The 11097-nt window shown below is 40.1% G+C and carries 12 protein-coding genes and 1 pseudogene; 7 read left to right on the top strand and 6 right to left on the bottom strand.

Annotation, left to right across the window (positions count from 1 at the left end; genetic code table 11):
* Nucleotides 1–396: 396 nt before the first annotated feature.
* The 3 genes from ERJ70_RS08010 to ERJ70_RS08020 are packed head-to-tail and all read left to right on the top strand — an operon-like array spanning nucleotide 397 to nucleotide 3278.
* Entirely contained in the window at nucleotides 397–936 is a 540-nt protein-coding gene (locus ERJ70_RS08010; RefSeq protein WP_209368452.1) for a TRAP transporter small permease, read from the top strand.
* The gene (locus tag ERJ70_RS08015; protein WP_209368455.1) at nucleotides 933–2213 is read left to right on the top strand and encodes a TRAP transporter large permease; all 1281 of its coding nucleotides are present in this window, start codon (nucleotides 933–935) and stop codon (nucleotides 2211–2213) included. Before ERJ70_RS08010 ends, ERJ70_RS08015 begins: the two co-directional genes overlap by 4 nt.
* Nucleotides 2214–2228: 15 nt before the next feature.
* Nucleotides 2229–3278 carry a DctP family TRAP transporter solute-binding subunit gene (locus ERJ70_RS08020; protein WP_209368457.1) on the top strand — a complete coding sequence of 350 codons (1050 nt, stop codon included), beginning with the start codon at nucleotides 2229–2231 and terminating at the stop codon, nucleotides 3276–3278.
* Between the two features lie 198 nt (nucleotides 3279–3476).
* On the opposite strand, the gene ERJ70_RS20220 is transcribed toward ERJ70_RS08020, so the two are convergent.
* Nucleotides 3477–3749, bottom strand: coding sequence for a transposase (locus ERJ70_RS20220; RefSeq protein ID WP_209368459.1), 273 nt, complete (start codon nucleotides 3747–3749; stop codon nucleotides 3477–3479).
* A 196-nt stretch (nucleotides 3750–3945) separates the two neighbouring features.
* Nucleotides 3946–4275, bottom strand: a complete 330-nt coding sequence (locus ERJ70_RS08030) for a hypothetical protein (RefSeq protein ID WP_209368460.1) — start codon at nucleotides 4273–4275, stop codon at nucleotides 3946–3948.
* A gap of 299 nt (nucleotides 4276–4574) precedes the next feature.
* Between ERJ70_RS08030 and ERJ70_RS08035 the strand changes: the two genes are divergently transcribed.
* Together ERJ70_RS08035 and ERJ70_RS08040 are read left to right on the top strand one after the other, a co-directional pair.
* Nucleotides 4575–4985 carry a YwpF-like family protein gene (locus tag ERJ70_RS08035; protein ID WP_209368461.1) on the top strand — a complete coding sequence of 137 codons (411 nt, stop codon included), beginning with the start codon at nucleotides 4575–4577 and terminating at the stop codon, nucleotides 4983–4985.
* A gap of 240 nt (nucleotides 4986–5225) precedes the next feature.
* Entirely contained in the window at nucleotides 5226–6521 is a 1296-nt protein-coding gene (locus ERJ70_RS08040; RefSeq protein WP_209368462.1) for a putative bifunctional diguanylate cyclase/phosphodiesterase, read from the top strand.
* 69 nt (nucleotides 6522–6590) lie between these two features.
* Here ERJ70_RS08040 and ERJ70_RS20225 read toward each other — a convergent pair.
* The 4 genes and pseudogenes from ERJ70_RS20225 to ERJ70_RS08060 all read right to left on the bottom strand — a co-directional run.
* Nucleotides 6591–6671 (bottom strand): annotated as a pseudogene (locus ERJ70_RS20225) (YjcZ family sporulation protein); the annotation flags it as partial.
* A 377-nt stretch (nucleotides 6672–7048) separates the two neighbouring features.
* Entirely contained in the window at nucleotides 7049–8215 is a 1167-nt protein-coding gene (locus ERJ70_RS08050; protein ID WP_209368463.1) for a S1C family serine protease, read from the bottom strand.
* Nucleotides 8216–8242: 27 nt separating this feature from the next.
* The gene (locus ERJ70_RS08055) at nucleotides 8243–9400 is read right to left on the bottom strand and encodes a tetratricopeptide repeat protein (protein WP_209368464.1); all 1158 of its coding nucleotides are present in this window, start codon (nucleotides 9398–9400) and stop codon (nucleotides 8243–8245) included.
* Nucleotides 9401–9755: 355 nt separating this feature from the next.
* Nucleotides 9756–10112: a PilZ domain-containing protein gene (locus ERJ70_RS08060; protein ID WP_209368466.1), complete on the bottom strand. Its 357-nt coding sequence runs from the start codon at nucleotides 10110–10112 to the stop codon at nucleotides 9756–9758.
* Between the two features lie 203 nt (nucleotides 10113–10315).
* Here ERJ70_RS08060 and ERJ70_RS20015 point away from each other — a divergent pair, with 203 nt between their 5' ends.
* On the top strand, nucleotides 10316–10507 hold the full coding sequence (locus tag ERJ70_RS20015) for an aspartyl-phosphate phosphatase Spo0E family protein (RefSeq protein ID WP_245208150.1): 192 nt from the start codon (nucleotides 10316–10318) through the stop codon (nucleotides 10505–10507).
* Nucleotides 10508–10597: 90 nt separating this feature from the next.
* On the top strand, nucleotides 10598–10768 hold the full coding sequence (locus ERJ70_RS08070) for an aspartyl-phosphate phosphatase Spo0E family protein (RefSeq protein ID WP_209368468.1): 171 nt from the start codon (nucleotides 10598–10600) through the stop codon (nucleotides 10766–10768).
* Nucleotides 10769–11097 lie beyond the last annotated feature (329 nt).

Here is an 11097-nt window from a genome sequence, read left to right on the forward strand (position 1 = left end):
TGTACTCCTTTAAACAGCCGCTTGCGCTTTTGTCCTTTTATTAGAAATGTCTGTGACTTGATGCGATAAGTCTTAAGTCACTACTCTGTGTAACCAATATGTAACCAATGGATTCTATGTAAAGTTTGCTCAAACAGAAAGTAAAGGGAGGGCAAACAACTAGCACTCCCAGGATTACTTAAGCTGACCAGGGGGTGAGAAAGGTGCTTGGGTTTTCCGTATGCGGGTTAGCGAACGGTTCTGAGCTTTTTCTTTTTAAGCTTTTATAAGTTTTATATGGGGCAGCGGGCAAGCGAGCATGACCATATTCCCGCTTTCTTGTTAAATCGGAAGTTTACTTATTTACTCGAGCAGGTATTTATTAGTACGGGCTTAAAGAAGGAGAGGATGATCAGGATGAATGTATTTAGAAGAATAGATAAAATTCAGGCTGGAATTGAAAAGTGGACGATCATAACAGCAATATTCGGGATGACTATTGTATTGTTGGCCAATGTATTCGCCCGAACATTAGGCAACAGCCTGACCTTTGCAGAAGAGGTTGGACAATTTTTCATCATCATTGTGACCTTTATCGGACTTAGTTATTGTGCCAGAAGGGGCAGGCATTTGAAAATGACGGCTATAGTAGAATTTCTGCCTTTTAAAGTCCGCAAAATACTTGTGCTGATCATTACATTCACAACTTCCCTATTGCTTTTTTATTTATGTTACATCTCTTTAGACTACACCATTACATTATATCAATTGGGAAGAGTGACAGCAGCATTACGATTTCCGGTATATTTGATTACATTGTTTATTCCTATCGGATTTCTGTTCAGCGGACTACAGTATTTAAGGGAGTGCTGGCTAAATTATAAGTATAAAGACGAAATGATCGATGGTACGGAAGACCCTGACTGGGAGAGAAAGGAGGCAGATGGAACGACATGATTTGGATATTATTAGGTATTATGTTTCTACTTTTGTTCCTGGGTTACCCGATAATGGTTCCATTAATTGTGGCTCCGCTGGTAGTAGCCTTGTTATTTTTCCCTGAATTAAATCCGATGGTTCTGATTCAGCAGTTTTCCATTGGAATCCAGACGTTTGTACTCCTGGCGGTCCCTATGTTCATATTCGCGGCGGACATTATGTCTTCAGGGAAAACGTCTACCAGGCTCTTGGATCTTGTAGGAAGCTTTATCGGGCATATCCGTGGTGGTTATGCTATCACGACTGCTGCTGCCTGTGCCATGTTTGGTTCAATATCTGGGTCCACGCAGGCAACAGTCGTTGCGGTCGGAAAACCGACAAGAGAAAGACTGAAAGAAATCGGTTATAAAGATAAACAAGCAATCCCGCTGATTATTAATGCAAGTGACCTTGCTCTCATGATACCTCCAAGTATAGCCATGATTGTCTATGGGGTGGTTACCGGAACTTCTGTCGGTGAACTATTCATTGCAGGCATTGTACCTGGTTTGATAATTTTCCTGTTCTTTGCTCTTTATAGTTATTTTTTAGCAACGGCTAAAAAATTGGGTAATGAACAAAAGGCAACCTGGAAACAGCGAGGCAGAGCTTTTAAAAAAGCAATATTGCCGCTGGGCTTTCCAATTGTCATTATCGGTGGAATTTACTTAGGTATCTTTAGTCCTACCGAAGCTGCGGCTGTATCTGTGTTATATGCCTTCTTATTGGAAGTGGTTATCTATCGCGATGTAAAACTAAGTGATTTGCCTAAAATAGCTGAATCTACTGCCATTGTAACTGCTGCAGTATTTATTTTGGTGGCGGCAGGAACTGCGTTGAGTTGGATTTTGTCTTATGCAAAACTGCCCCAGGAAATCACGGAGGCTGTATTGGGAAGTGATCCTTCCGCAACATATGTGCTGTTTATTGTTGCTATTTTCTTCTTTGTCGGCTGTATGTTTGTTGATCCACTGGTCGTCATTTTGATTTTGACACCGATTTTCTATCCCGTGGCGATGGATGCAGGAGTTGACCCAATAGCTCTAGGGATAATTGTTACCTTGCAAGCCGCCATCGGATCGGCTACGCCACCGTTCGGAGTTGACATATTTACAGCTATAGCAGTATTTCAGCAGCCATATAAAGAGATAATCAAAGGAATTTGGCCATATATACTAATTTTAATGGCGGCCTCTGCTTTGTTTATATTATTTCCGGAAATTATTACATCTTACCAATACTTTTATTCGGATTAGAAAGAAGGTGATAGGATGAAAAGATCAGTATTAATGTTGTTTAGCATGTTACTTCTGTTGACTGCATGTGGGTCAGGAGGGACGGAAACGACAAGAGGAGAAGATGCTCCAGAGTATGTATTCCGTTTCGCCCATGAAGAATCACCGGATTCTGTTCAGAATACCTATGTAGAGGAATTCAAAAAAATCATCGAAGAAAAATCAGACGGAAATATAAAAATAGAAATTTATCCAGTAGGACAACTCGGAAATGCTACCACTCAAGCTGAACTACTGCAAATAGGTGCCATTGATTTTGCCATTATTTCACCAGGTAATATCGGTACGATTGTTCCTGAATCGCAGGTGTTGCTATTGCATTTTCTATTCTCGGACGATATGGAAATAAACAAACAAATCATGAACAATAGTGAAGCGCTATATGGTCCATTGGCAGATAAATTTGAGGAAAAAAAAATAAAAGTTTTATCCTACTGGACAGAAGGCTTCAACCATTGGACGACCCAGTCTAAAATTGAACAGCCGGTGGATTTCTCAGGGGTGAAGTTTCGGACAATGCCATCTCCGTTAATCGTTTCTTCTTATGAGCAGTATGGGGCGAATCCGACTCCTGTACCTTATGAGCAGGTTTACAGTGGGTTACAGTTGAACATGATAGAAGGACAGACAAATCCAATGTTTGCCATCGAACAAATGAAATTTTATGAGGTACAAAAGTATTTGACCCTGTCTAAACATTCGTTATATACGACCACCACAGCGGTTAACCCGGATTTATATGAAGAAGTACCGGAGGAAGTAAGACAGATGATCGACGAGACGATTAAGGAGATGAAGGAGAAGGCCTTTGCAATTCAAGAAGACACCAATAAACAGGCGTTAGAACAAATTAAGGAGAATAGTAACATAGAAATTACCGAATTGACCGATGAGCAAAGGCAAGCTTTTCGAGATGCGAGTAAGCCGGTCAGACAGCAATATATCGATCAAGTCGGTGGAGCTGCAGATGAAATTATCAAAAAATTGGAAGAAGAGATAGAGGAAGCAGAGAAAAACAGCAATTGACAAGCCCGACCAGACTGGAGCCGATGGGGCATCGCCGGTCTGGTTTTTCGGTTCTCTGTCAAATGAGATGGTGTGATTTTCACTCCACCCTCTCTTAATCTAAAGGCTCATTTCAAAAAATAGCTATTCTACTCAGGCCGCAGCGGAAATAAACTCGCTTTCCGCGGACGAACGTTTTTCTTACACGGCGAAATGCCTCTATGTTAGAAGCGCGCATCCATTACAGGCATTAATCCAGTCCTTTTCCACCTTTTGTCGCCCTTCTGACAATTTGGAAGGCGATTTCCACAACAGCTTTTTACCTCGCTTCGTGTGAATACGTGTCTTTTTATCCACCTCTCGTTGAACTTCTGGACGAACAGCATTCACTACCAGATAAATCTGCCGCATGAAATGAAATCGATCGGCAATGATTAATGGAACTCCTAAGTACCTTACGGACTGCCTGTTAAATGACTTCGATAAAACCATCACGACTTCCACTTTTACTGGTGTCACAGGAACACAAGTACTTTTCGATCGGAACACAACCACATTCAGTAGAAAGCCGGTTTTTCTAATTCATTAAAAAGACAAAATCCGCTTCATGCGGATTTTGTCGAGTAAAGATGGAGAAAAGGATGATTATATATGATAAACTTCTTATAAGAAGTTCCCAACGAATTATTTAAATGACAAAGGAGATGTCATTGTCTACTTCAACTTTATGTCGATTTCTGATTTTGGCCTGTTTCACGTTTTTATTTAACAGTTGTTTGATATGTTGATAACCTTCGTCCGGCTTTTCGCCGTCAATGACAATCACCAAAGGCTTTTTGCTTGAAGCTATGAGGAAAAAAGATAGCAATTTTGGAAAGTTTCCTGCGTCGGCCACCTGTCCGTTTTGGTACAAATATACATCATATTCACTTCTGGAAACATAATGATACAGCTTCATCATTTCGTGTGTGGTTAATTGATAAGTTAAATCTACTTGATAGGATGTAATTTCTTTCAAGGTCATCACCTCTCCAATTTTTGTTGTCTAATCTGTCTATCTAATCGCGCAGAAGTAACAAAGTAAACAAGCCAGCCGTTCACTAAGTTTTTCATGTTGGTATATAGATACCCCTGGGTTGCGAGGATAAAACCCGAAGATCAATAAATATGCATGTAAACAACTGTTACAGCAGTTACTTAGGTAGAGCATCAGCATGGTTTTTTGGTACAATAAAGAAAGATAGTAATTGACTGACAGAAAGAAACACCCTGCCTCCGATTGCATTGTAAATCGGTGAAAGTTGTTAGGAGGAAATCATGAAAACATTTAAATTAATTTCTCTTGACGTGCTGGAAGATCAGCATGAAGAAATCCGTCCCCGTAATATTCCGTTGCTCGATGGGTTGATCATCAACAGGGAAGATGACCAAAACCGCTGGCTGCTAGAAGCCTATTTGGACAAGTCTTATGAGAAGTATTTTCAAGTATTAAAGGAAGAAAATGAACAAGTCATGTTACAGGGGAAAATTACCAAAGAAAGTAACCAGCCGGCTACTTTCATGGCTTCTATCACCAATATCAATACAATTGGTGAACACATCAATGTTCTTTTTTTAAGCACGCTTGTCGACCGGAAAAAGGGAGAGATAGAGCGTACGTTAAAAACTTTAATAGAAGAGGGTTACCAGGGAGACGAGCTGCTTGATGAATTTAAAGACAGAGTATGAAACTGTCCGGAGGTACCGGCTGTTGATTGGATGGCCGGTGCGCTTTATGTCGCTTCTTTCGGAAGATATATCGGGTCATTTTTCGGAATTTTTTTAAATTTATTTTCGTTGAATGGCTGTCTTCCATAGAATTGTCGGTCCAAAAGCGTTCTCGTTACTTGCGGTACACAGTTAAACATTTCTTTTGAGGAGACAGGAAGTAACCAAGAATGAATCATGGACTTGAGGAGGCCTGTGAATATGGCAAACAAACCAACCAATGCAGAGAAATTAAGTACACATCAACAATTTTCCTCCAAAAACCGATTTTTGCACAAGGTTGCCAAGGGATTGGAAGAATGTAAAACTACTAAACGGTCACTAACTGTTCTATTTATTGGTTTGGATTCTTTAAGGCAGATTTTCCATACATATAATGTGAAGGATGGAACGGCTTTTCTCAGGCAGTGTGCAGACCGGATACGGATCTTTTATTCAGAAATCGGGGTGGCAGAAGGAGGGGATGGCCTGTTACTCCTCGTTGATGGCCTCCATGATATGGAGTCGGCTGAACGAGCGGCCTGCGACATTATTGAAGCATTTTCGGAACCGTTTGCGATGAATGGAACGGATATATTCCTTACTGTTAGTTTGGGTATTTGCCTGGATTCTGACCAAAGAAAATCTCCGAATGAGTTGGTCAAAGGAGCAGAAATGGCATCGACGTTAGTAAGAGAGAAACCCGGAAGTAATTTTCACTTTTTCAGTCCGGATATCCTTACGACATGGAAAAACACATTCAACTTGGAATTTTCTTTGAGAAAAGCTTTAAAAGGAAACCAATTCGAACTTCATTATCAACCACAGAAAGATATAAAATCAGGAAATATCGTTGGATGCGAGGCTTTACTAAGATGGAAGCATCCGGATAAAGGCTATATACCACCAGACCATTTTATTCCATTGGCAGAAAAAAATGGGATGATGCTTGAATTGGGTGAATGGGTCTTACGGGAAGCCTGCAGACAGAATAAAAAATGGCATAGTACGGGAACTTACCGCGGACTTATAGGCGTTAATTTATCAGCAAGGCAGTTACATCAACCGGAGTTGGCAGAAAAGGTAAAAGAAATACTCGAGGAAACAGGACTTTCTGCTGAGTATTTGGAGCTGGAAATCACAGAGAGTGCGACAATCTCCCAAAACAATGAGGTGCTGAACAGTCTAAGGCAGCTAAGGGAGCTCGGTGTTCACGTTTCCATCGACGACTTTGGCACAGGCTATTCCTCCTTAAAATATTTAAGTATATTTCCGATCAGTAAGTTAAAAATCGATAAACTGTTCATGAAACAAGAAGTACAGCACAATCAGGCGATTGTAAAATCAATTATCACAATGTCACATTCTATGGAAATGAAAGTAATAGCGGAAGGGGTGGAAACCGAGGAACAGCTTGTTTTTTTAGAGAAAGAAAATTGTGATGAGGTGCAGGGGTATTATTTTTATAAACCACTTCCGCTCCAGGAAGCAAGCGAATTATTTTTGCAAGCTCAATAAAGTGAATAAAAATCAACAAACCCCCGTGTTTGGGGGTTTGTTTTAAGTTGATGGTTGAATGAGGTTCTATTAGCAGTAGAAAGCAGCACCAACGATGATGAGTAAAATGAAGAGAACCACGATCAAAGCGAAGGAGTTACCGTAACCGCCGCCATAATAACCGCCGACGTTGCCTCCGCCGCAGTAACCTCCACCATAAGGATAACCAAAGGACATACATACTCACCTCCTGAATGTTTACAATTTACTATATGGAAAGAGCGGAGGGTTTGTATGGACGTATGCCTATGAGAATGAAAGTTAAGTAAGATTGGGCAGGGTATTCGGCTGAGAGAGGGGGGTGTACCTCCTCAAAGGAATGAACATATCCCTATCTAACAGGCATATGTCTATTCTTTTATCCTCTAACGTACAAAAGCCTCCCAAGTGGACTGTTCTATACACTTTTTATCGCTATGGAAACAACCCTTATCAGCTAGACATAACTATTTTATTGGTCTTGCCATTGCAAGTGGATTCCCTTTTTATCATTCCTTGTTCTTCTCTTTTTCATTAATCAGCTCCCGCTTTCCTTTCAGCAGTCGGACTTGATCATTTTCATATCCTACTTCAAATCGATAAAGGTAAACCCTTTTAAAAACCTTTTCGGGGCTGCTGCGCTCTTCATGCTCAACCTCCATTGTTACTTTTGCAAGGTTGTTTTCTTTGTCGAATTGGATATCCATTTCCGATGTTTTGGTATCAACGATATAGATATAATCCTCTCGAAATTGCTGGTAGCTCGTTTCCGTTTGCCAGTCACTCCCTAGGAGGGTGTAAGCATTGATAAAGTCACGGATGGAGATACTTTCAAAAAAGTAATTGATCATGTATTTTGCGTCTTCTTTTAACTTATCTGGATCTGATTCTTGTGCATTGGCTATAGCGCTTTCGTAATCCAAGGTCTCTTCATCTGCTTGTTCAGACCATTGTTCTGCTTTATCGATCACCTGCTGCATCGGAATACTGAAGCCCATACTTCCATCATCTATTCCGGCAGAATTAACCGCAATAACTTTTCCGGAAGCGCGGTTTATAAGGGGGCCTCCGCTGTTCCCGTGATTGATTTGTGCAGAGATTTGGTAGGCATCCTCATATTCGAATTCATCTATTTCAAAGGATCGATTCTGCCCGGAAATAATGCCTAACGTTACGGAATTTTGAAAGCCTAACGGACTACCGACAGCAAGAATTTCATCTCCCAGCTCGGCCTCAAAGCTAGTGTCCAAAACCGCTGGAGACTGATTTGCGAGTTGGGGGACACGAATGACAGCAATATCCAATTTTTCCCCTTTACCAACCAATGCGGCTGTATAGGTTTGGGCATTTGCTGTTTTGACATAAATCGTTTCTGCATTCTCCACAACATGGGCATTGGTTATGATATCTCCTTTGTCATTATATAAAAATCCTGAGCCAATTGTTTCATTCCATTTATCCAACGCCTCTACCTGTACAACGTTTTTCTGTGACTGATGAATAATTGATTTTAAATTCACTTTGTCCTGCTGCTCTTCAACTTGGTGAGCCAGCGTATTTTTCAGTTCCAGTGACTGATCATCCCAGTTTTGGTATATAAGGAATACAGATGCTGCACCAACAGATAGAAACAAAACGGTTAAGAGAACCGGGAATATAAATTGTTTGTTTTTCATTATCTCACTCCGTCTTTCTGTAAGTCGTTAGTCGAGAAACCATTTTATTTTTTCAATTTCAACCTTGGATGTATCCTGTGCGTTGGTATCAAAGTGAGTGAACTCAAACTTGCCTTCTTCTCCTGGATAAAGGGTATCAGGATATACATACACCTCATTTGTCAGCAATTCATCATCCTCAGGGTCGAGTATTTTATAATCAACAGATATCGAGTAAACCGGAACAGTGGCAATACTTTTCAGTTTACCACTGACTACGGCTTTCCCCTGATCATCTTTGGAAATAGATACATCAATCATTTCCACTGCATCATTTTTGTTTTGATTCTGTTCTTTTTCTGCAGCAGTAACTGCTTGCTCTATTCTGTTTTGCTGTTCTGTTTCAAAAGCCGTTTTTTCTTTTTCAATAGTTGTTTGCAAACTTTGCAATTTATCTGAATCCGGAACATAATTCAGCCCCTCTTCCACAACATCACGTGCATCGGTAAATTGTTTTTGGGATAGCTGTTCATTAGCCGTTGAGAAAATATAAGAAATGATTTTCTCCTCTATGGTTCCGGTGATGGTTTCCGCTTCTTCACTGTTGATCGCCTTTGCTTGCCATAGTAGCGTTTTTAACTTTTCTATCGAGGGATCGTTTTCCATTGCTTCTTTTAATTGATTCAACTGCACTTCACTTCGTTTTGTAACTACTTCGTCTATAATGACATCGACTGCTTCTCCATCATAGACTTTTAGATTGTTTTCCGCTTCATCTATTTTTTCCAGGGATTTTTGATAGTTTTCATCACCTGCGTAATCCTCTGCTTGTTTTAAGTCTAATTTTGATCGGAGGGCAACCTCCATAAATGATTTATTTTCGCGGGCAGCAGGAAAGTTGTCTTTTTGTTGAAGAGCTGTTTTAAACTGGATGAGCGCCTCATCATAAGCACCATCCAGGGCTTTTTCTTCAGCGGCCTGAAATGCTTCCTTTGCCTGCTGAGTCTGGTGTTGTAAATAAAAGTAACTAAAACCAACAGCTAATATACTGATAATGAAGGAGGCAGCCGGTAAATACCAAATCCGCTTACTGACCGTCGGTTCTGCAATTCGGTCATAGCGATCCTCCGGTAATTTTTTTCCGCACTGAATACAAAACAGTTCGTCATCATTCGTTTTGCTTCCACAATATGGGCAATAAAGCATTATCACACCCGCTTTCTTTTCTGTGAAACTAGTTTTATGTCTAGAGTCTCAAAGAATAGTTTACCACAATCCTGCCACCATCCGTACCCATTATTTGTTAATAAACTTTTTTGTCAAAGGTGGAGAATCTAAAACTGAAAGAAAGGGAAATCCGTAAATTTATATGGAAATGTTGCTGGAAAAGGATCTATTGATTACAATGGAAATGGAGGTGTAGGGAATGATAAATGCCGCTTTAGCAGTTGTTTCAGTAGGAATTCTTGTTTTGAATATCGGTTACTGCATATTTGATAACAGTTAAATGAAGCAATAACGGAGAAAACCTCCCGCGTTTATGAACGGGAGGTTTTACATGTCAATCATTTTCCCCAGCAGATTTGACCATCTGTTTCAGTAAACCTGTAATATGCCTTTGGTACTCTTCTTCAGCATTCAATTTTATACCGAAAATATGATAATTGTAATGGCGTTTTCCCCATACGACGGTTCCAACAGCCTGACAATCTGCTTTCATTAATTGGTAAGTAACTTGTACCATATCCCCTGTATTTAGTGAATAGGCCGCTTCTTGTTTAACCCTGATTCCATTCAAGCTGACATCGAGAACGGAAGTATGGTAGATAGTTTTTTCGTCTTCATTCAGGATTTTTATCTTCCCGTCTATAGGAGTGGCAAAAGTAAACCGATATGCCTCGTTTCGTTTATAGTACATCTTAATCCTCCCGGGGTAAGTAATAGTACCTAAAATCTCTTCTCCACGATGATTGTATCGAAGGTAATGTTGTCGAAATATCTGCCTTTCTTTTTATTTTATTACAAATTGTTATAAAATTTTGTCTAATTTTGCGATTCCCTTTACTTATCCTAGTTCCTCTGACATAATCATGAAGGTTAAAAAAAGAAAAATGAAAGGTCTTGGGAAAGTTGAAGGGGAATATAGCAGGAAGAGAAATCTATTATTTGCAAGAATCGATCGCTGAAAAACGAAGACAAATGATTCAGGCGGCAAACAAAAATGGGCTGTCTAGTATCATTACCTTGAAAATCAGTCAAGAACTCGATGGATTGCTTAATCAGTATACACGAGTTCGACAAGCGATTAAATGAGAAATCAGAGAACAAGAAGCTAATTACATCCAGAAAAGCAAATTGAGGAAAGGAAATCAGTAAGCTGTTAGGAGGGTAACCAGGCCAAAGATGGAAAATTCTCAGTCGCTTTTGGAAAAAATTGAATACTTACGCAACAAAATGACCAAAGTAGCCCTCCGTAAAGGCTTCACAAGCAATGAATCGATTTCACTAAGCCAGGAATTGGATCACCTATTAAATACCTACGAAAAAAGTAAAAACAACAAAAATAGATTATAGAAAAATGAGAGCGTCTTTTCCTGTAATACAAAAAGTGGATTTCGCCGGAGGAGATAAAGGAAACAGGATGAGCGTAGGAAAACTATGATGACTTTGACAAGGCTTTGATAGCAACCAGGACTCTAGTTTTGCCAGTCGACGACTCTTCTTTTACGTACGGTGGGAGGCAAAGGAAGTTTGTAAGATTTCTAGTAACTACAGCAGGACAAAGAGCGAAGTCGCTTCCGCAAATACACTGTTACACCGGGTGCAGGTTAGATGCTTACGTACAAGGTGGGGAAATGGTGGTCGTTTTTTTGTTATCAGCTGTGGAAAGTAAGGAGTAACGG

This window comes from Sediminibacillus dalangtanensis (assembly GCF_017792025.1).
Taxonomy (GTDB): domain Bacteria; phylum Bacillota; class Bacilli; order Bacillales; family Amphibacillaceae; genus Sediminibacillus; species Sediminibacillus dalangtanensis.

Excerpts from the sequence above, each read along its gene's own strand:
- ERJ70_RS08035 (WP_209368461.1), top strand. The coding sequence starts at position 4,575 with ATGAAAACATTTAAATTAATTTCTCTTGACGTGCTGGAAGATCAGCAT.
- ERJ70_RS08015 (WP_209368455.1), top strand. The coding sequence starts at position 933 with ATGATTTGGATATTATTAGGTATTATGTTTCTACTTTTGTTCCTGGGT.
- ERJ70_RS08060 (WP_209368466.1), bottom strand. The coding sequence starts at position 10,112 with ATGTACTATAAACGAAACGAGGCATATCGGTTTACTTTTGCCACTCCT.
- ERJ70_RS08050 (WP_209368463.1), bottom strand. The coding sequence starts at position 8,215 with ATGAAAAACAAACAATTTATATTCCCGGTTCTCTTAACCGTTTTGTTT.
- ERJ70_RS20220 (WP_209368459.1), bottom strand. The coding sequence starts at position 3,749 with ATGGTTTTATCGAAGTCATTTAACAGGCAGTCCGTAAGGTACTTAGGA.
- ERJ70_RS08010 (WP_209368452.1), top strand. The coding sequence starts at position 397 with ATGAATGTATTTAGAAGAATAGATAAAATTCAGGCTGGAATTGAAAAG.
- ERJ70_RS08055 (WP_209368464.1), bottom strand. The coding sequence starts at position 9,400 with ATGCTTTATTGCCCATATTGTGGAAGCAAAACGAATGATGACGAACTG.
- ERJ70_RS08040 (WP_209368462.1), top strand. The coding sequence starts at position 5,226 with ATGGCAAACAAACCAACCAATGCAGAGAAATTAAGTACACATCAACAA.
- ERJ70_RS08070 (WP_209368468.1), top strand. The coding sequence starts at position 10,598 with ATGGAAAATTCTCAGTCGCTTTTGGAAAAAATTGAATACTTACGCAAC.
- ERJ70_RS08020 (WP_209368457.1), top strand. The coding sequence starts at position 2,229 with ATGAAAAGATCAGTATTAATGTTGTTTAGCATGTTACTTCTGTTGACT.